The organism is Pseudomonas sp. PSPC3-2, from assembly GCF_049897085.1.
GTDB classification, from domain to species: domain Bacteria; phylum Pseudomonadota; class Gammaproteobacteria; order Pseudomonadales; family Pseudomonadaceae; genus Aquipseudomonas; species Aquipseudomonas paraveronii.
Map to the genome: position 1 here is coordinate 107,837 of NZ_JAFCVO010000016.1, position 18,606 is coordinate 126,442.

Genomic DNA, 18,606 nt, shown 5'->3' on the forward strand with positions numbered 1-18,606 from the left:
GAGCAAGCCCCCGCCCACATTTTTTGACCGTGTTCGCTTCAGCACTCAGCGACGGCTGCTGACCTCGGCGGGCACATCGTCACCGGCCATGCGCTTGCGGAACAACGCCGTGCGCGCCAGCAGCAGCGTCGTCACCGGCACCGTGATCGACAACAAGATCGGGATCAGCCAGCCATGCAGCACCGGCGTGGACTTGAGTACCGAAAAATAGATGATCGACGCCAACGCCACGCTCCACGCGCCCAGCGTCGAGGCCAGTGCCGGCGGGTGCATGCGCTGGAAGAAATCCTTCATGCGCAGCAACCCGATTGCGCCAATCAGTGCAAACACGCTGCTCAGCACCAGCAACACGGCCACGCACACTTCAATCCATAACGGCATCATTCGATCACCTCGCCACGCAGCAGGAATTTGGCCAGGGCAAATGACCCGACAAAGCCAAACAGCGCGATCAACAGCGCCGCTTCGAAGTAGGTATCACTGGCATACCGAATGCCCAGCACCAGCATCATCAGCATCGCCAGGATGTACAGGTAGTCCAGCGCCAGGACCCGGTCCTGGGCCGAGGGGCCTTTGAACAGGCGGATCAGCGTCAGCGCCATGGCCAGCGAGAACAGGAACAGGCTGAACAGGATCGCATTGGCGAGCAGGGCGCTCATTCGAAGATCTCCATCAAGGGCCGTTCGTAGTCGTGTTTGAAGTGCTGGATAAACTGCGCTTCATCGTCCAGGTCGAAGACGTGCAACAACAGGATGCTGCGGTCCAGGGCAAGTTCCGACCAGACGGTGCCTGGGGTCACGCTGGTGATCATCGACAACACGGCCAGGCCGTTGGCGTCGCGCAGGTCCAGGGGGATTTTGATAAAGCGCGAACGCGGTGGCCGCGAGCCGCACACCAGCACGCCCCAGGCCACTTTCAGGTTGGAGACGATCACGTCACGGCCTACCCGGAAGAACAGGCGAATGATCACTCCGGGACGATGGATACGAATCGGCAACGGGCGCAGCGGCGCCATCAGCAGCGGCGCGAGGACGCCCAACAGCGCGCCCAGCAGCAGGTTGCCAGGGCTCACGGACAGGTTCAGCACCAGCCACAACACCCACAACGCCAGCGACAACCACGGGGCCGGGAACAGGCGCTTCATGGCTGCACCTCCAGCGCGGCGGTCTTGGCTTCAGGGCTGGGTACCGGGCGTGTGGCCATGACCGCCATCACATACTGTTCCGGGTTGTTCAGGCGCTTGGCGGTGTCGAGGGTATAGCGCATCAGCGGCTCGGCCTTGAAGGTCAGCAGGATGCTCAGGCCGAGCAGGAAGAAGATCGGCACGCACTCGTAACGGCGTAGCAGCGGTGAAGGGCGCTCTTCTGGGGTCCAGAAGCGTTGGATGCCCAGGCGGGCGAAGGCGATCAGCGAGGCCAGGCCGGACAGGATCAGCAACGTCACCAGGCCCCACGCGGCAGGGCGGATGGGCTCATCCACCGCATGCCCCAAGCCCAGCGGATTGACCAGCGCGCTCAACAGGCTGAGCTTGCCGATAAACCCTGACAGCGGCGGCATGCCGATGATCAGCAGCGCGCAGGCGACAAAGCTCAAGCCGAGGAATGCCATGGTCCAGGGGATCACCTGGCCGACCACGGCTTTCTGCTCGTCATCGAGGTTGACGCCGGGGCGTGGGTGCAGGGATTCCATGGCTTTGGGCAGCGCGTCGATCTCCTCGTCCAGCGGCAGGTCGTTGGCCGAGCGCGAGCGTTCGATCAATTCGGCCAGCAGGAACAGCGCGCTCAAGGCCAGTGTGGAACTGACCAGATAGAACAGTGCCCCGGCTGTCAGGCTGGGCTGGGCGAAACCCACCGACGACAGCAGGATGCCGGCCGAGACCAGGATGCTCAAGCTGGCCATGCGCTCCAGGCGCTGCGCAGCCACCATCGCCAGCGCCGCGCAGATGATGGTCGCCATGCCGCCGTACACCAGCCAGTCGCCGCCGAACAGCGCCGACGCCCCGGCCTGGCTGGAGAACAGCAGGGTCCACAGGCGCAGCACGGTGTACACGCCGACCTTGGTCATGATCGCGAACATCGCCGCCACCGGCGCGCTGGCCGATGAGTACGCAGGCGCCAGCCAGAAGTTCAGCGGCCACATGCCGGCCTTGGCCAGGAACGCCGTGGCGAGGATCGCCGCACCCGCGTGCAACAGGCCGCGATCAGCCTCCGGCACCAGCGGGATTTTCAGCGCCAAGTCAGCGAAGTTCAGCGTGCCGGTGACGCCATAGATCAGCGCCGCGCCGATCAGGAACAGCGACGACGCCAGCAGGTTGATCGCGATGTAATGCAGCCCTGACGACACCCGCGTACGGCCGGAACCGTGGAGCATCAAACCGTAGGAAGCCGCCAGCAACACCTCGAAGAACACGAACAGGTTGAACAGGTCGGCGGTGAGAAAGGCGCCGTAGAGGCCCATCATCTGGATCTGGAACAACGCATGGAAACTGGTGCCCGCGCGGTCCCAGCGGGCCATGGCGAACAGCAGCGCACTCACGCCGATGATCCCGGTGAGTACCAGCATCAGCGCCGACAGTTGGTCCACCACCAGCACGATGCCGAACGGTACTTGCCAGTTGCCGGGCAGGTACACGCCGATCGAACCGGGGCCACCTTGTTGTGTCCAGTACAGCAGCAAGATCGCGATACCGAGGCCGAGCACGCTGGAGAACAGGTTGATACGCGCCTTGAGCGGGCGGTGCTTCTCGCCGAGCATCAGCATCAGGGCGGCGGTCAGCAACGGCAGCAGGATCGGCGCGACGATCAGTTGATTGACCCACGTCATTCCTTGGGCTCCCGGCCGTCCACATGGTCGGTGCCGGTCAGGCCCCGCGACGCCAGCAGTACCACGAGGAACAGCGCGGTCATGGCGAAGCTGATCACGATCGCCGTCAGCACCAATGCCTGGGGCAGGGGGTCGGTGTAGTGCAACAGGTCTTGCGGCACGCCGTCCTTGATGATCGGCTCCTTGCCGATAAACAGGCTACCCATGCTGAAAATGAACAGGTTGACCCCGTATGACAACAGACACAGGCCCATCACCACCTGGAACGTCCGTGGTCGCAGGATCAACCAGACGCCGGAGGCCGCCAGGACCCCAATGGCAATTGCGATGACTTCTTCCATCAGGCGGCTCCTTCCGGTGTAGCAACGGTTTTCGGCTGGTTGCTCGGTTTATGGGCCCGCACCGATTGGTGACCGAGAGCGGTGAGCATCAGCAGCGTCGAGCCGACGACCATGGCGTACACGCCGACGTCGAAGAACAGCGCGCTGGCGATATGGATGTCGCCGAGCACCGGCAAGCTCAAATGCCAGGTATGGGTGGTGAGGAACGGGTAGCCGGCGAACAAGGCACCGAGGCCGGTCAGGGTCGCCGAGAACAGGCCGAAGCCCATCCAGCGCATCGGTCGCAAACTCATCTGCGCCTCGACCCACTGGGTGCCGGCGACCATGTATTGCAGGATAAACGCCACCGACATCACCAGGCCGGCGACAAAACCACCGCCCGGCTGGTTATGGCCGCGCATGAACAGATAGAACGACACCACCAGCGCAATCGGCAGCAGCAGGCGCACCAGCACCGCCGGCACCATCATGTAGCCCAACGCGGTGTCGCTGGCCTGGCGTGGGTTGATCAGGTCGGTGGCCGCGTCCGGCGCGAGTTGGCGCTGTTGCGCGGGCAATTGCATGCTTTCCTTGGAGGGGCGGAAGCGCCGCAGCAGCGCGTACACAGTCAGCGCCACGGCGCCGAGTACGGTGATTTCGCCCAGGGTGTCGAAGCCACGGAAGTCCACCAGCATCACGTTTACCACATTGCTGCCGCCGCCTTCGGGGAGGGCGCGGCTCAGGTAGAACGAGGAAATATCGTTGGGCGTCTGGCGGGTCAGCATGGCATAGGACAGCAGCGCCATGCCGCCACCGACCACGGTGGACAGCAGGAAGTCGCGCAGCCGGCGAATGCGTGCCTTGCGCAACGTATGGGGCAGTGGTGAGACTTCTTCGATCCGTCGTGGCAGCCAGCGCAGGCCCAGCAGGATCAGCACGGTGGTCACCACTTCCACGACCAACTGCGTCAGCGCCAGGTCCGGCGCCGAGAACCACACGAAGGTGATGCAGGTCATCATGCCGCACACGCTGACCATGGTCAGGGCCGCCAGCCGGTGGTACTTGGCTTGCCAGGCGGCACCGAGGGCGCAGGCAATCGCCAGCAGCCACAGGGTGACGAATACGATGGACCCCGGGATCTTCGGCCGGTCGCCCCAACTGAGGCCGCTGTTGAGTATTGGGATCATGCCGCCGATCACGGCGACTAGCACCAGCAGGAACAACTGCGTCTGCAGGCGCTTGGTACTGATGCGTTTCTCGATCCTGCGCACGCCGCGCATCATCACCACCAGGCAGCGTTCGAAGGCGCGCTTGCCATTGAAGTAGCTGATGATCGGCGGGTACTTGAAGCGCCCGCGCTTGAGTTGCTTGCGCAGCAGCAGGTAAAGCACCACGCCGCCGGACATTGCCACCAGGCTCATGATCATCGGTGCGTTCCAGCCGTGCCAGATGGCCAGGCTGTATTCTGGCAACACCCCGCCGACCACCGGCAGCGCGGCGGCGGCGAGGATCGAGCCGACCACCTGGGCCGGGAATATCCCCACCAGCAGGCAGGTGAACACCAGCAGCTCCACCGGCGCGCGCATCCAGCGCGGCGGTTCATGGGGCGTATGCGGCAGGTCGGTTGCGGGCGGGCCGAAGAACACATCCACCGTGAAGCGCAGCGCGTAGGCCACGCTGAAGGTGCCGGCGATGGTCGCGATCACCGGCAGGGTGATTTCCACCCAGGCGGTTGCTGAGATAAACACCGTTTCAGCGAAGAACATCTCTTTGGACAGGAAGCCATTGAGCAACGGCACGCCAGCCATGGACGCACTGGCCACCATCGCCAGAGTCGCGGTAAACGGGATCAAGCGCACCAGGCCGCTGAGCTTGCGAATATCGCGGGTGCCGCTTTCGTGGTCGATGATGCCCGCCGCCATGAACAGCGAGGCCTTGAAGGTGGCATGGTTGAGGATATGGAACACCGCAGCGACGGCGGCCAGCGGGCTGTTGAGGCCGAGCAGCAGGGTGATCAGCCCGAGGTGGCTGATGGTGGAGTAGGCCAGCAGACCCTTGAGATCGTTCTGGAACATGGCGCAGTAAGCGCCGAGCAGGAGGGTCACGGCGCCGGCACCGCCGACGATCCAGAACCATTCGTCGCTGCCGGACAGCGACGGCCACAGGCGGGCCAGCAAGAACACGCCGGCCTTCACCATCGTCGCCGAATGCAAATAGGCCGATACCGGCGTCGGTGCCGCCATGGCGTGGGGCAGCCAGAAGTGGAACGGGAACTGCGCGCTTTTGCTCAAGGCACCAACCAGCACCAGGACCAGCATGACCGGGTACAGCGAGTGCGCACGAATCTGATCGCCCGCCGCCAGTACCCGGTCCAGGTCATAGCTGCCGACGATATGCCCCAGCAGCATCACCCCGGCCAGCAGGCACAGACCGCCCGCGCCGGTGACCATCAACGCCATGTAGGCACCGCGTCGCGCATCGGCGCGGTGATGCCAGTAGCCGATCAGCAGGAACGAGAACAGGCTGGTCAGTTCCCAGAAAAACACGATCTGGATCAGGTTGCCGGAGATCACCAGGCCGAGCATGGCCCCCATGAATGCCAGGAAAAACGCAAAGAAGCGTGGCACCGGATCGTCCGGCGACATGTAGTAACGCGCATACAGGGACACCAGCGTGCCGATGCCGAGTACCAGCATCGAGAACAACCAGGCGAAGCCATCCATGCGCAAGACAAAATTCACGCCCAGGCTGGGCAACCACATGAATTCTTCGCGGATCACCCCGCCGTGGGCGATTTGAGGGTAGAGCAGGGCGACTTGAACGGTACCGGCCAGGGCAATAAGGCCGGCCAGCAGGGATTCGGTGTTGCGCGCATTGTGCGGCAGCAAGGCCGCCAGACAGCTGCCGATAAAAGGCAGAAGCAGTAGAACTATCAGGGACATAGGCTTCTAATCTGCGGGAGTTTGGGATGCATCATACGTGCCGCTTTGTCGATCACCAAACGGCAACATGTGGCTGAATCCTACAAGGTAGGCTGAAAACGCCCATTTGGCATTGTTTCAAACGCCCTTTCCCACAAACGCCACCGCCCCAGGTGGACGCCGGGCTTGCCCACAATGGCGATTTTACTGCCAGCGCTACAGCTCGGGCCTTAGCCCTGCTGCTCCTGTTCCTTGGCATTTTGCAATTCGATGGCTTTCTGCCCGCGCGTCTTCAGCTCACTCACCACCACCGCCGCCACGATCAACGCCGCCCCGACCATGGCAATCGGCGGGAACCGCTCCCCGGCAATCCGCCCAACCACGCCGGCCCACACCGGTTCCCCGGCATAAATCAACGTGGCCCGCGTCGGCGAAACGCTCTGTTGCGCCCAGTTCATCGCCACTTGGATCACTGCGCTGGTCAAGCCCAGGCCCACCGCGCTGAACAACAGCAACCAGGAGAACCCCGGCAGCGCCTCGCCCATCGGCACCACCATCAGGAACGACAACAACGACGCCGTGGCCAGTTGCACCACGGTCACTCGACGCACGTCCACTTGCCCGGCAAACGCGCTGATCAGGATGATCTCGGCGGCAATCGCCACCGCGCCGATCAGCGTGGCGATTTCGCCGGGGCTGAAATTCAGCGAGGCGCCGGCTGGGCCGGTCAACAGCATCAACCCCGCGAACGCCAGCATGATGCCAATGCTCGGCATCAACCCCGGACGACGGCCCAGCACCAGCCATTGCAACAACGGCACGAACGGTACATAGAGCGCGGTAATAAATGCCGACTGGCTGCTCAGAATCGTCTGCAGGCCGATGGTCTGCAACCCGTAGCCGAACATGATCGCCACGCCGATAAATACCCCGGCTTTCAACTCAAACAGGGTCAGGTCGCGCAGGGTGCGCACGGAAAAGCAGCCGACCACGATCGCCGCCGCGGCAAAACGCAGGCCCACGAAAAACATCGGCCCGCTGACGGTCATGGCGTGCTGCACCAGCAAAAAGGTGCCGCCCCAGATCATGGTGATGAACACCAGGATGCATTCGGCTTTGCTGAAGCGGTTGAAACGCGAGGGAGCATTCGGGGTGGTCATGGCGGCTCAGTCTTGCAAGGGAAGGGCGCGGAACGCACAATGCGCCGCACGCTGGGCAGTATACTGCGCACACCCACCCATTGAGCAATATAGTGCACAAAGAAAATCCGCAACGGGCCTCGGTCCTGCAGCACGTCAGCCAGAATGTTCGTCGCCTGCGGCATGCCGCCGACTTGAGCCAGACAGCGCTCTCGGAAAAGTCCGGGGTCAGCCGGCGCATGCTGGTGGCCATTGAGGCCGGCGAGAAAAACGTCAGCCTGTCCACCCTCGACCGTGTCGCCGAAGCGCTGGACGTAGCCTTCAGCGACCTGATCCAGGCACCGGACGCGCCTGACCATAGCCGCATCAACGAACTGGCCTGGGCCGGGGACATCCCCGGCAGCAAAGCCGTGCTGCTCGCCAAAGCCACGGCGCGGCGTGAAGTCGAGCTGTGGGAAATGCGCCTGGAACCGGGCGATCGCTACAGCCCCGAGCCGGACCCGGATGGCTGGAGCGTGCAGTTGTTCGTATTCGAGGGCAGCCTGACGTTGATTCTGGATGACCAGGAAAAACCGCTCGCCGCCGGTGAGTTCTTCATGTTTGCCAGCCGCCAGGCCCACGCCTATCGCAATGACGGCGACGTTGCGGTGTGCTTTGTGCGCAATGTGGTGATCTAACTGTTTACCGGGCAACAGTGGATGGGCACTTTGCGCGATCGCAAGCGAGTGCTCATGCCTTAAAATGTTAGCAACCCACTGATTTTATTGACGATTGGTTTCAGGCACGACTCCTGCAATCACTCCAGTATCCCCTTGGACTCTGGAGTCGGCCCATGTCAGCCCACCCTCAACACCCTGCTCATATCATCCGTTCAGACGCTGAAGCCATCGAGGTCGCCACGCGCCTGGCCGCGCGCTTCGCCGTCGATGCCAGCGTGCGGGACCGCGAGCGCCGCCTGCCGGTGGCCGAACTCGACGAATTTTCCGCCAGTGGCCTGTGGGGTATCACCATCCCCAAGGCTTACGGCGGTGCCGAGGTGTCCTATGTGACGGTGGCCGAGGTGATCAAGTTGATCGCCGCCGCCGATCCGTCCCTGGGGCAGATCCCGCAGAACCACCTGGGTGTGGTGGATATCCTGCTGCAAACCGGCAGCGAGGAGCAAAAGCGCCACTACTTCGGCAAGGTCCTGGCCGGCTACCGTTTCGGTAATGCGTTCTCCGAAGCCAAGAGCAAAAACGCCGGCACCTTCGACACCCAGATTCGCGTACACGCTGATCACGCCCAGATCAATGGCGAGAAGTTCTACTGCACCGGCGCGCTGTTCGCCCATATCGTGCCCGCCGTCGGCACCAACGAACAGGGCAATGCCTTTATTGCCTTCGTCGAGCGCGATGCGCCGGGCCTCACGGTCATCGACAGTTGGGACGGCTTCGGCCAGCGCACCACTGCCAGCGGCGGCGTGACCCTCGACGGCGTGACAGTGCCCCTGAGCGCGGTGATTCCCGCGCATCTGGCGTTCGATCAACCGACCGCCGACGGCCCGATTTCGCAAATCATCCAGGCGGCGATCGACACCGGCATTGCCGTGGGCGCGCTCGAACAAGCAAAAATCTACGCACGCCAGGCCCGTCCATGGATCGACAGCCAACAGGATCACGGCTGGCAGGACCCATTCACCCTCGCCGCGATCGGTGATTTGGAATGGCGCGTACACGGCACCGAAGCGATTCTCGCCAAGGCCGGTAAAGCGGTCGACCAGGCCCTCGCCGAACCGAACGAAGACACCGTCGCCAACGCCTCGCTGATCGTCGCCCAGGCCAAAGTCCTGTCGGCCGAAACCGCCTTGCTCGCCAGCAGCAAGCTCTTCGAACTGGGCGGTACCCGCTCGGTGACCGGCAAGCACAACCTCGACCGCTTCTGGCGCAACGCGCGCACCCACACCCTGCACGACCCGGCCCGCTGGAAATACCACCTGATCGGTAACTTCGTGCTCAACGGCGTCAAACCCGCACGCCATGCCTGGAACTGAGGAGTCTGCCCTATGAATGCACTGACCCAACCCACCGCACTGGACCAGGCTCGCCAATTGCTGGAGAGCACCCGCCGTAGTGTGCAAACAAGTGATGACCCCTACGTGATCAGCCGCTTCGGCGATTGGCAGATCCGCGTGGAGGTGGCCGCCGCGTTGCTCGAGTACGCCCAAACCCACGCAACGCCTGTCGCCTTCACCGAAGCGCAGATCGCCGCCGCCGAAGCGTTGCTGTTCGCCAGCGCCGCCGAATTCGAACTGACTGGCCAACGCACCGCGCTGGCGCCAACCCTCGAAGACCCGCTGCGCTGGAAGTACCAGATTGTCGGCAACTACCACCTCAACGGTGTCGCCCCCGGGAGTGCTGTTTGATGGCCCGTGAAATTCGCTTGAATGCCTTCGACATGAACTGCGTCGGCCACCAATCTCCCGGCCTGTGGGCGCACCCGCGTGATCGCTCGTGGCAGTACAAGGACCTGGAATACTGGACCGACCTGGCGAAAATCCTTGAGCGCGGCAAGTTCGACGGCCTGTTTATCGCCGACGTGCTGGGTATCTACGACGTGTACAACGGCAATGGCGACGCAGCGATTCGCCAGGCGACCCAAGTGCCGGTCAACGATCCGCTGTCGCTGATCGCACCGATGGCGCTGGTCACCGAACACCTGGGTTTTGGCCTGACCGCGTCGTTGTCCTTCGAACACCCGTATCCGTTCGCCCGGCGCCTTTCTACCCTCGACCACCTGACCAAGGGCCGGATCGGCTGGAACATTGTCACCTCCTACCTGGAAAGCGGCGCCAAGAACCTCGGCCAGAACACCCAGGCCGAACACGATGCACGCTACGACTACGCCGAAGAGTACCTGGAGGTTTGCTACAAACTCTGGGAAGGCAGTTGGGAAGACGGCGCGGTGCTGCGTGACCGCGAGCGGCGGATTTTCAGTGACCCGAGCAAGATCCACGAGATTCGCCACGTCGGCAAACACTTCCAGGTGCCCGGCATTCACCTGTGCGAGCCGTCGCCGCAACGCACGCCGTTGCTGTACCAGGCGGGCGCGTCCAGTCGTGGCAAGCAGTTCGCCGCCGAACAGGCCGAGTGTGTGTTTGTCGCCGCGCCGTCCAAGGTGCTGCTGAAAAAGACCGTCGCCGACATTCGTCGCCGTGCGGCCGAGGCCGGGCGTGATCCGCGCAAGATCCTGATCTTCAACCTGCAGACGGTGATCGTCGGCGAGACCGACGCGAAGGCCAAGGCCAAGTTCGACGAATACACATCCTACGTCAGCTACGAAGGGGCGATGGCGCTGATCTCCGGCTGGACCGGCATCGATTTCAGCCAGTTCAAGCCCGACGAGCCGCTCAAGCATGTGCATACCAACGCCATTCAGTCAGCGGTGGAAGCGTTTTCCACGGCCGATCCGAACAAGGTCTGGACCCCCAAAGAGCTGGCCGACTGGGTCGGCATCGGGGGGGTTGGCCCGCTGTTTGTCGGCGGTCCGGAAACGGTGGCGGACTTGCTGCAGGAGTGGGTGGAAGAGACCGACGTCGACGGCTTCAACCTGGCCTATGCGCTGACCCACGAAACCTTTATCGACGCGGTGGAGCTGCTGGTGCCGGAGTTACAAAAGCGCGGCGTGTACAAGACTGAATACGCCCAGGGCACCTTGCGCGAGAAGTTGTTTGGTGAAGGCCCGCGGTTGCCATCGAACCACCCTGGCGCCGGCTACCGCGATCTGTCCCGCCAAAAAAAATCCAATGTGGGAGGGGGCTTGCTCCCGATAGCCGAGGGTCAGTTAGAACATATTTGATTGATCCGTTGCTATCGGGAGCAAGCCCATCCCACGTTTCGATCTTCATTGCCTGATCAACATCAGCCAGCGGACCACCGCACGCTTACCCACCCAATAGGAGCATTACCCCTATGAGCGTGCATGACCTCAAACGCCCGCTGGCGTTGGAATGGCCGGCCGAGCTGCTCGGTCACCGGCCCAAGGCCCTGGAGCAACTGCGCCACTGGGCGCAAATCACGCCGCTGCACACCGCCCTGCGCCACAAGCGCCAGGGCCAGTGGTACGCGTGGCGCTGGATCGACGCCTTGCGCGATGTCGAGCGTCTGGCCGATGGCTTGCGCCAGCAGGGCTTCAATGAACAATCGCGGCTGGCGCTCTGCGGTGCTTTCGAGCCCAATCTGTTGCTGCTGGCGCTGGCCGCCCAATCCGTCGGTGGCCAGGTGCTGACCCTGGCCGATGACTTGGAACCCGAGGCCCTGCGTCAACAACTCTGGCGCATTCGTCCGAGCCATGCCCATGTGCACGATCGCCGGCAGCAGCCTGGGGCATCGATCAATGTGTTGGACTTCGGCCAGTTGCTTGGCCCCGTCGATCCGGCCCGCCCCCTCAGCCGCTGGTGGCACCCTGCCGGTGAGGCCGTGCTGTGGAGCGAGGAGGGCACCCATTGGCAAGGCGGCCTGGCGGTGCTGCTGGAGCAATGGCTGAGCAGCGGTCGCGGCCTGGCCTTCCCGGAAAGCCCGGCTTCGGCCCGGCGTGATCGCAGCGAAGTCGCGCCCACCGGCTTGCTGTTGTCACCCGCGCGCCTGCAGCACCTGGCTGACGACATCGAAAGCCGCCTCGCGCCCTACGGCACCTGGCGCCGACGCCTGTGTGACTGGGCCATTGCCCAGCCGCACAGCGGCCTGCGCCGTCTGCTGAAAAACCGCGTGCGCAAACTGCTGGGCTTCCAACGCCTGGCCTCTATCTGGCAACCACCCAGCACGGGCACGTCCGTGAGCGACCCGGTGTGGCTGGCTGAATTCAAACGGGACATCGCATGAGCCAAGCCATTCTCCAAGTGCGGGATATCTCGCTGTCATTCAAGGGGGTCAAGGCGATCAATGCCTTGTCCTTCGACGTACAGCGCGGCGAGATCTGCGCGCTGATCGGCCCCAACGGCGCCGGCAAGAGTTCGCTGCTCAATGTGCTCAACGGCGTGTATCGCTTCGATGCCGGCGAGATCGTGTTCGAGCAGCAGCATTTCCACCGAATCGACCCCTTGGGCGCTGCGCGCCGAGGCATTGGGCGGACCTTCCAGAACAACGCGCTGTTCAAAAAGATGAGCGTGCTCGACAACATTCTCACCGGCCTGTCGCGGCATATGCGCACGAGCTTTATCGAACAGGCCCTCGGCTTACCCCGTGCGCGGCGCGAGGCCGCAGCGTTCCGCCGACGTGCCCAGGGCATCCTCGAGTTTCTTGAGCTGCAGGCCCACCGCGATGTGCTGGTGGGCAACTTGTCCTACGGCCTGCAAAAGCGCGTGGAGCTCGGCCGGGCGTTGATCGCCGGGCCCAGCCTGTTGTTGCTGGACGAGCCCATGGCCGGGATGAATGCCGAGGAAAAACAGGAGATGGCGCGCTTTGTCGCCGATGTGAACCGCGACCTTGGCACCACCGTGGTGTTGATCGAGCACGATATGGGCGTGGTCATGGGCCTGTCCGACCATGTGGTGGTGCTCGACTACGGGCGTAAGGTCGGTGACGGCACCCCCGCCCAAGTGCAGGCCAACCCCGACGTGATCGCGGCGTACCTGGGAGTGGTCCACTGATGACGTTCTTTTTCGAAACCCTGCTCGGCGGCCTGCTCGCCGGCACCATGTACTCGCTGGTCGCCATCGGTTTTGTGCTGATCTACAAGGCCAGCGGCGTGTTCAATTTCGCCCAGGGCTCGATGCTGCTGTTTGCTGCGCTGACCTTCGTCAGCCTGCATGACCAGGGCGTGCCGTTTGCCCTGGCGCTATTGCTGACGGTGGTGGTGATGATCGTCGGCGCCTTGCTCATCGAGCGCCTGGTGCTGCGCCCACTGGTGAACCGTTCGCAGATCACCCTGTTCATGGCCACCCTGGGCCTGTCGTTCATTATCGAGGGCCTGGCCCAGGGCTTGATGGGCTCGCAGGTGCGTGCGCTGGACTTGGGCATCGACGATGTGCCGCTGTTCGTCGGGCCGCTGATGCTCAGCCAGTTCGACCTGATCGCGGCCGCGGCCGCCGTGGTGCTGGTGACGGTCCTGGCGTTGCTCTTCAACAAGACCCGCATCGGCGTGTCGTTGCGCGCCGTGGCCGATGACACCACTGCGGCGCTGTCCATCGGCATCAACCTCAACCGGATCTGGCAGATCGTCTGGGCGGTGGCCGGGATCGTCGGGCTGGTGGCCGGGCTGTTGTGGGGCGCGCGCCAGGGTGTGCAGTTCTCGCTGTCACTGGTGGTGCTCAAGGCCTTGCCGGTGTTGATCATCGGCGGCTTTACCTCGATTGGCGGGGCGATTGTCGGCGGGCTGATTGTCGGCGCGGCGGAGAACCTCGCCGAGGTGTATATCGGCCCGCTGCTCGGCGGCGGCATCACGCCGTGGTTTGCCTACGTCCTGGCCCTGGCCTTCCTGTATATCCGTCCCGCCGGCCTGTTCGGCGAGCGCGCCATCGAGCGAGTCTGAAACCATGTCGATCCCTGTTGCTCAAGAAACCGCACCGTTACTGCTGATTCAGCGCCGAGTGCCCTGGGGCCTGCTCGGCCTGTTGGTGCTGGCGTTTATCGTGGTGCCGCTGTGGGGCAATGATTATTGGCTCAGTGCGATCCTGATCCCGTTCCTGGTGCTGTCCCTGGCCGGGCTGGGCCTGAACCTGCTGACCGGCTACACGGGGCAGACTTCGGTGGGCGCCGCCGGATTCATGGCGGTCGGTGCGTTTGCCACCTACGGCTTTCTGCTGCGCCTGCCGGAGCTGGGCTTGCCGGTGGCGTTGCTCGGTGGCGGCCTTATCAGTGCGCTGGTCGGCTTGCTGTTTGGCCTGCCCAGTTCGCGGATCAAGGGCTTCTACCTGATGGTCACCACCCTGGCCGCGCAGTTTTTTCTCGAGTGGCTGTTCGTCAAATTCCCCTGGTTCTACAACTACGGTTCGTCCGGCACCCTCTCCGCGCCGAAGCTGGCGTTGTTCGGGTATGACCTCAACACGCCGCTGGGGCGCTACTGGCTGACGTTGCTGACCGTGCTGCTGCTGACCTGGAGCGCCGTCAACCTGGTGCGCAGCCAGGTGGGGCGTAACTGGATGGCGATCCGCGACATGGACACCGCCGCCGCCGTGGTTGGCATCCCGGTGGTGCGTTACAAGCGCCTGGCGTTTGCGGTCAGCTCGTTCTACCTCGGCATCGCCGGTGCGCTATGGGCCTTCGCCTATCTGGGCACAGCCAGCGCCAGCAGCTTCGATATCAATCGTTCGTTCCAGATCCTGTTCATCATCATTATCGGCGGCATGGGCAGCATCGCCGGCAACTTCGTCGGCGCGGCATTTATCAGTTTGCTGCCGATCTTCCTCAGCCACGCCGGGCAGGCGCTGTTCGGCGGCTCGTTGGATGCGGGGCAGTTGCAGAACCTGCAGAAAATCATCTTTGGCGTGCTGATCATCGTGTTCCTGATCAAGGAACCCGAAGGCTTGATTCGCCTGTTGCATAACCTTCGCGATCGGCTGCGTCAGTGGCCCCTACGTTTCTGACCTCTATGAGAACCCCCATGCGTGCATCCTTGAAACGTTCCCTGGCCGGCGCCGCCTTCGCGCTGGCCGCCCTGGCCGGTGCAGTGCCCCAGGCCGTGGCGTCGCCCGACCAGCAGTTCTTTCCCCTGGCCACCTACCGCGTCGGCGCCTATGCCTCCAGCGGCGTGCAGGTGTGGGCCGGGATGATTGACTACCTGCGCTACATCAACGAGGTCGAAGGCGGTATCAATGGCGTAAAACTGGTGTGGCAGGAATGCGAGACCGAATGGACGGCGGAGAAGGGCATCGAGTGCTACGAGCGCTTCAAGAACGGCCTGGACGGCGCGCCCGTCGCGGTGTACCAGCCTAACGGCGCACCCGCGGCCTATGCCTTGAGTGAGCGTGCCGAGGTGGACAAGATCCCGTTGATCACCCTCGGCTACGGCCGCACCGAAGCCACCGACGGCACCGTGTTCCCGTACAACTTCCCGGTGATGCTGACCTTCTACAGCGAGGCGTCGAGCCTGGTGAACTACATCGCCCAGCGCGAAGGCGGTTTCGACAAACTCAAGGGCAAGAAGATCGCCACGGTCTACCACGACTCGGCCTACGGTCGCGAAACCCTCGGCCCGCTGAAGCTGCTCGCCGAGAAGTACGGCTTTGAGAATATCCAGATTCCGGTCGCCGACCCCGGCAACGAGCAGTCCGCGCAATGGCGCCAGGTGCGCCAGGCCAATCCGGACTGGGTGTTCCTGCGCACGTGGGGCGTGTCCACCCCGGTCGCGGTGAAAACCGCCGCACGCTTTGGCTTCCCGGTCGACCATATCATCGGCGATATCTGGGCCAGCTCCAGTGAAGACGTATTGCCCGCCGGCAGCGCTGCCAAAGGCTACCTGGCGCTCACGCCATACCCGGCCGGCGCCGACTTCGAGATCCACAAGCGCCTCAAGCAATACGTCCTCGACAAAGGCCATAGCGACCTCAAGGACCTGAAAAACTTCGGCAGCGTTTACTACAACTCCGGCCTGGTGAACGCCGCCGTGGCGGTGGAAGCGATCCGCACCGCCCAGGCCAAGTTCGGCAAGCGCCCGCTCAATGGCGAAGAAGGCCGCTGGGGTCTGGAACACCTGAATATCGACGACGCGCGACTCAAGGCCATGGGCTACCTGGGCCTGATGCAGAACCTCAAGCTGTCCTGCCGTGACCACGAAGGCGGCGGTTCGGCGCGGGTGCAGCAGTGGGATGGCGCCAACTGGACGCTGGTCAGCGACTGGATCGCCGCCGACCGTGCGCTGCTGCGCCCGCTGATCGATGAAAAGTCCGCCGCGTTCGCCAAAGAAAAAGGCCTGACGCCACGCACTTGCGCCGGGGATGAATAAATCATGAACCTACCCGCCGCTGAATCTGCACACGCCGCGCTGCTGACGGTCAACGACATCGAGGTGATCTACGACGGCGCGATTCTCGCCGTGGCCGGGGTGTCGCTGAGCGTACCCAAGGGCGCGATCGTCGCCTTGCTCGGCGCCAATGGCGCGGGCAAGAGCACCACGCTCAAGGCGATCTCCGGGCTGGTGCGCGCCGAGCGTGCCGAAGTCAGCCGTGGCGTGATCGAATACGCCGGCCATGACCTGGCCGGTGTCGACCCCAGCCAACGGGTGCGCCAGGGTATGGTGCATGTGCTGGAGGGGCGCCATGTGTTCGGTCAACTGACGGTAGAGGACAACCTGCGCAGCGGCGGCTTTGTACGCCGCCTGAGCCGCAAGGCCATGGACGCCGATCTGGAGCGCATCTACGCCTGGTTCCCCAGGCTCAAGACCAAGCGCCACACCCGCGCCGGTCTCACCTCCGGCGGCGAGCAGCAGATGGTCGCCATCGGCCGGGCGTTGATGACCCGTCCTACTTTGGTACTGCTCGACGAGCCGTCCATGGGTTTGGCGCCTATGATCGTGCAGGAGATATTCGAGATCATCGCGCAGCTCAACCGTGAGCAGCAGGTGAGCTTCCTGATTGCCGAGCAGAACATCAACGTCGCACTCAACTATGCGTCCCACGGCTACGTGCTGGACACTGGGCGCGTGGTCTTGAGTGGCAATGCCGCTGAACTGTTGGCGCGGGGCGATTTGCATGACATTTATCTGGGTAAACAGTAAAGGCGAACAGGCATGACTGAATCCATCCGCAACGCTGATGTCCTGATCATCGGTGGCGGCCTGAGCGGCACGATGCTGGCCGTGCAACTGCTGCGCCTGCCCGGGCAACGGCAGATTTTAGTGATCGAACCGCGCGCCGAACTCGGCCGTGGCGAGGCCTACAGCGCGGTCGAGCTGGGCCATACCTTGAACGGCAATGCGGCGCGCATGAGTGTCGACCCGGATAACGCCGACGACTTGACTCAATGGCTTACCGATTACATCGGCGCTGGTGGCTGGCCGGAGTCGGACCAGCAGCACGTGCCGATCAGCGAACTGTTCCCGCCGCGCGGGATTTTCGGGTTGTACGCGCAGCAGCGCTTGGCCGAGGCCAAGGCGCTGTCGACGTCCACCGTCGAGCATATCCGCGCCGAAGTGGTCGACCTGCAAGTGGAGCCCGCCGCGACGCTGCTGACCCTGGATAACGGCCAGCAACTGCGTGGCGCCCAGGCGGTATTGGCCACCGGGATGTTCCCGGCGGCGCGCACGCCACAGACCGAATCCAGCGGCTTGAACGCCGCCGCGCTAGACCCGTGGGACGTGCAGGCCATGACCCAACTCGACCCCCGGTCGACGGTGCTGATCATCGGTTCCGGGCTGACCATGGTCGATGCCGTGGTGTTCCTGGAACAGGCCGGGCACCGGGGGCCGATCGAGGTGTTCTCGCGCCACGGTCTGCTGCCCCATGTGCGTCGACAGCCACCGGTCTGGGACGATTTTCTCGCCGCCGACCACTGCCTGCGCAGCCCTCGGCAGTTGCTGCGCGAGGTGCGTCGGCAATGCCGCATCGCGACGGCGCGGGGCATCGATTGGCAGGCGCCGCTGGACACCGTGCGCGCGCATATCGGCCGGTTGTGGAGCCAGGCCAGCGAACGCGAGAAGCGCCAGTTCGTGCGGCATGTGCGGCCGTGGTGGGAAAGTCATCACCACCGTTCGCCGCCGCTGAGCGCGCAGTTGGTGGCGCGCCTGCATGAAGAGGGGCGCCTGCGCATTCGCGTGGCGTCGTTCAAGGGCTTGGCGCCTGCGGTCAACGGGGTCAGCATCCGCTTGCGTCAGCGTGGCGAGCAAACGATCACCCAGGTCGCGGGCGCGGCGCTGATCAATTCCAGCGGCATCGAATACGACTGGCGCCGCGTGGCCCGGCCGTTGCCCCAGCAGTTGCTCAAGCGCGGGTTGATCCAGCCGGGGCCGTTGGCGCTGGGGATTGCGGCGGATGCGTCGGGTGCGGTGCTGGATGCCCAGGGCCAGGCCAGCCCGCGACTGTTCGCCATGGGCCCGCCGTTGCGCGGGATGTGGTGGGAGAGCACGGCGGTGACGGATGTGGCGCTTCAGGCCAAGGCGCTGGCGTTGAAACTGACAACAATCTAAAGGTGGGAGGGGGCTTGCTCCTGATGGCGGTGGTTCAGTTAAAAACCTGTGTCTGATACACCGCTATCGGGAGCAAGCCCCCTCCCACCTTTTTGACCGCGCTCGGCTTCCAGTACCAGGTCAGCTATAGGGCCGCCTCGCCAATATCAAAAGCCAAATGAGATCTATCTGATCCATGGAGATCCAAATGTGGGAGGGGGCTTGAACTGGTCAACTAATTTTGGACACCAGTTAAGGTTTCACGCCGCCAGTTTCTCCATAGCTACCGGCGACCGGTAGCCGTTGTAGCTGTGGAGCCTGACGTTGTTG

Annotated in this window: 18 protein-coding genes; 11 read left to right on the forward strand and 7 right to left on the reverse strand. The window is 63.6% G+C overall.

The features are described 5' to 3' along the window. Nucleotides 1–45: 45 nt before the first annotated feature. The 7 genes from ACP7CJ_RS23125 to ACP7CJ_RS23155 form a co-directional block, all read right to left on the reverse strand. Nucleotides 46–384: a Na+/H+ antiporter subunit G gene (locus ACP7CJ_RS23125; RefSeq protein ID WP_426102154.1), complete on the reverse strand. Its 339-nt coding sequence runs from the start codon at nt 382–384 to the stop codon at nt 46–48. Next, entirely contained in the window at nt 381–659 is a 279-nt protein-coding gene (locus tag ACP7CJ_RS23130) for a K+/H+ antiporter subunit F (protein ID WP_276193568.1), read from the reverse strand. The genes ACP7CJ_RS23125 and ACP7CJ_RS23130 overlap by 4 nt, the downstream gene beginning before the upstream one ends. Next, nucleotides 656–1,144: a Na+/H+ antiporter subunit E gene (locus ACP7CJ_RS23135; protein ID WP_276193567.1), complete on the reverse strand. Its 489-nt coding sequence runs from the start codon at nt 1,142–1,144 to the stop codon at nt 656–658. The genes ACP7CJ_RS23130 and ACP7CJ_RS23135 overlap by 4 nt, the downstream gene beginning before the upstream one ends. Beyond that, a complete protein-coding gene (locus tag ACP7CJ_RS23140) occupies nt 1,141–2,823 on the reverse strand; it encodes a monovalent cation/H+ antiporter subunit D (protein ID WP_426102156.1) in 1,683 nt (560 codons plus the stop codon). Before ACP7CJ_RS23140 ends, ACP7CJ_RS23135 begins: the two co-directional genes overlap by 4 nt. Continuing rightward, nucleotides 2,820–3,164, reverse strand: a complete 345-nt coding sequence (locus ACP7CJ_RS23145) for a Na+/H+ antiporter subunit C (protein ID WP_007986256.1) — start codon at nt 3,162–3,164, stop codon at nt 2,820–2,822. The genes ACP7CJ_RS23140 and ACP7CJ_RS23145 overlap by 4 nt, the downstream gene beginning before the upstream one ends. Further along, the gene (locus ACP7CJ_RS23150) at nt 3,164–6,085 is read right to left on the reverse strand and encodes a monovalent cation/H+ antiporter subunit A (RefSeq protein WP_276193565.1); all 2,922 of its coding nucleotides are present in this window, start codon (nt 6,083–6,085) and stop codon (nt 3,164–3,166) included. Before ACP7CJ_RS23150 ends, ACP7CJ_RS23145 begins: the two co-directional genes overlap by 1 nt. A gap of 209 nt (nt 6,086–6,294) precedes the next feature. Continuing rightward, nucleotides 6,295–7,224, reverse strand: coding sequence for a DMT family transporter (locus ACP7CJ_RS23155; RefSeq protein ID WP_276193564.1), 930 nt, complete (start codon nt 7,222–7,224; stop codon nt 6,295–6,297). Nucleotides 7,225–7,316: 92 nt separating this feature from the next. On the opposite strand from ACP7CJ_RS23155, the gene ACP7CJ_RS23160 reads away from it, so the two are divergent. The 11 genes from ACP7CJ_RS23160 (at nt 7,317) to ACP7CJ_RS23210 (ending at nt 18,297) form a co-directional block, all read left to right on the forward strand. Continuing rightward, a complete protein-coding gene (locus tag ACP7CJ_RS23160) occupies nt 7,317–7,880 on the forward strand; it encodes a helix-turn-helix domain-containing protein (protein WP_276193563.1) in 564 nt (187 codons plus the stop codon). 155 nt (nt 7,881–8,035) lie between these two features. Next, on the forward strand, nt 8,036–9,232 hold the full coding sequence (locus ACP7CJ_RS23165; RefSeq protein WP_276193562.1) for an SfnB family sulfur acquisition oxidoreductase: 1,197 nt from the start codon (nt 8,036–8,038) through the stop codon (nt 9,230–9,232). Between the two features lie 12 nt (nt 9,233–9,244). Beyond that, complete coding sequence (locus ACP7CJ_RS23170; protein WP_276193561.1) at nt 9,245–9,604, forward strand: acyl-CoA dehydrogenase; 360 nt, start codon at nt 9,245–9,247, stop codon at nt 9,602–9,604. Beyond that, the gene (locus ACP7CJ_RS23175) at nt 9,604–11,037 is read left to right on the forward strand and encodes an LLM class flavin-dependent oxidoreductase (RefSeq protein ID WP_426102158.1); all 1,434 of its coding nucleotides are present in this window, start codon (nt 9,604–9,606) and stop codon (nt 11,035–11,037) included. Before ACP7CJ_RS23170 ends, ACP7CJ_RS23175 begins: the two co-directional genes overlap by 1 nt. A gap of 113 nt (nt 11,038–11,150) precedes the next feature. Further along, nucleotides 11,151–12,059, forward strand: coding sequence for an AMP-binding protein (locus ACP7CJ_RS23180; protein ID WP_276193559.1), 909 nt, complete (start codon nt 11,151–11,153; stop codon nt 12,057–12,059). Next, complete coding sequence (locus tag ACP7CJ_RS23185) at nt 12,056–12,826, forward strand: ABC transporter ATP-binding protein (protein WP_426102160.1); 771 nt, start codon at nt 12,056–12,058, stop codon at nt 12,824–12,826. Before ACP7CJ_RS23180 ends, ACP7CJ_RS23185 begins: the two co-directional genes overlap by 4 nt. After that, nucleotides 12,826–13,707 (forward strand): branched-chain amino acid ABC transporter permease, encoded by an 882-nt coding sequence (locus tag ACP7CJ_RS23190; RefSeq protein ID WP_426102162.1) that lies wholly within the window; start codon nt 12,826–12,828, stop codon nt 13,705–13,707. The genes ACP7CJ_RS23185 and ACP7CJ_RS23190 overlap by 1 nt, the downstream gene beginning before the upstream one ends. Nucleotides 13,708–13,711: 4 nt before the next feature. After that, nucleotides 13,712–14,761, forward strand: coding sequence for a branched-chain amino acid ABC transporter permease (locus ACP7CJ_RS23195; RefSeq protein ID WP_426102164.1), 1,050 nt, complete (start codon nt 13,712–13,714; stop codon nt 14,759–14,761). Nucleotides 14,762–14,778: 17 nt separating this feature from the next. Further along, nucleotides 14,779–16,119 (forward strand): ABC transporter substrate-binding protein, encoded by a 1,341-nt coding sequence (locus tag ACP7CJ_RS23200; protein ID WP_426102166.1) that lies wholly within the window; start codon nt 14,779–14,781, stop codon nt 16,117–16,119. A gap of 3 nt (nt 16,120–16,122) precedes the next feature. Further along, the gene (locus ACP7CJ_RS23205) at nt 16,123–16,890 is read left to right on the forward strand and encodes an ABC transporter ATP-binding protein (RefSeq protein WP_426102168.1); all 768 of its coding nucleotides are present in this window, start codon (nt 16,123–16,125) and stop codon (nt 16,888–16,890) included. Nucleotides 16,891–16,902: 12 nt separating this feature from the next. Continuing rightward, nucleotides 16,903–18,297, forward strand: a complete 1,395-nt coding sequence (locus ACP7CJ_RS23210) for an FAD/NAD(P)-binding protein (protein ID WP_426102170.1) — start codon at nt 16,903–16,905, stop codon at nt 18,295–18,297. The last annotated feature ends 309 nt before the right edge of the window (nt 18,298–18,606 follow it).

Bases quoted from the DNA above. Each gene is read 5' to 3' on its own strand.
- ACP7CJ_RS23190 (WP_426102162.1), top strand. From the start codon at position 12,826: ATGACGTTCTTTTTCGAAACCCTGCTCGGCGGCCTGCTCGCCGGCACC.
- ACP7CJ_RS23145 (WP_007986256.1), bottom strand. From the start codon at position 3,164: ATGGAAGAAGTCATCGCAATTGCCATTGGGGTCCTGGCGGCCTCCGGC.
- ACP7CJ_RS23170 (WP_276193561.1), top strand. From the start codon at position 9,245: ATGAATGCACTGACCCAACCCACCGCACTGGACCAGGCTCGCCAATTG.
- ACP7CJ_RS23125 (WP_426102154.1), bottom strand. From the start codon at position 384: ATGATGCCGTTATGGATTGAAGTGTGCGTGGCCGTGTTGCTGGTGCTG.
- ACP7CJ_RS23210 (WP_426102170.1), top strand. From the start codon at position 16,903: ATGACTGAATCCATCCGCAACGCTGATGTCCTGATCATCGGTGGCGGC.
- ACP7CJ_RS23195 (WP_426102164.1), top strand. From the start codon at position 13,712: ATGTCGATCCCTGTTGCTCAAGAAACCGCACCGTTACTGCTGATTCAG.
- ACP7CJ_RS23135 (WP_276193567.1), bottom strand. From the start codon at position 1,144: ATGAAGCGCCTGTTCCCGGCCCCGTGGTTGTCGCTGGCGTTGTGGGTG.
- ACP7CJ_RS23175 (WP_426102158.1), top strand. From the start codon at position 9,604: ATGGCCCGTGAAATTCGCTTGAATGCCTTCGACATGAACTGCGTCGGC.
- ACP7CJ_RS23200 (WP_426102166.1), top strand. From the start codon at position 14,779: ATGCGTGCATCCTTGAAACGTTCCCTGGCCGGCGCCGCCTTCGCGCTG.
- ACP7CJ_RS23155 (WP_276193564.1), bottom strand. From the start codon at position 7,224: ATGACCACCCCGAATGCTCCCTCGCGTTTCAACCGCTTCAGCAAAGCC.
- ACP7CJ_RS23180 (WP_276193559.1), top strand. From the start codon at position 11,151: ATGAGCGTGCATGACCTCAAACGCCCGCTGGCGTTGGAATGGCCGGCC.
- ACP7CJ_RS23185 (WP_426102160.1), top strand. From the start codon at position 12,056: ATGAGCCAAGCCATTCTCCAAGTGCGGGATATCTCGCTGTCATTCAAG.
- ACP7CJ_RS23150 (WP_276193565.1), bottom strand. From the start codon at position 6,085: ATGTCCCTGATAGTTCTACTGCTTCTGCCTTTTATCGGCAGCTGTCTG.
- ACP7CJ_RS23205 (WP_426102168.1), top strand. From the start codon at position 16,123: ATGAACCTACCCGCCGCTGAATCTGCACACGCCGCGCTGCTGACGGTC.
- ACP7CJ_RS23130 (WP_276193568.1), bottom strand. From the start codon at position 659: ATGAGCGCCCTGCTCGCCAATGCGATCCTGTTCAGCCTGTTCCTGTTC.
- ACP7CJ_RS23140 (WP_426102156.1), bottom strand. From the start codon at position 2,823: ATGACGTGGGTCAATCAACTGATCGTCGCGCCGATCCTGCTGCCGTTG.
- ACP7CJ_RS23165 (WP_276193562.1), top strand. From the start codon at position 8,036: ATGTCAGCCCACCCTCAACACCCTGCTCATATCATCCGTTCAGACGCT.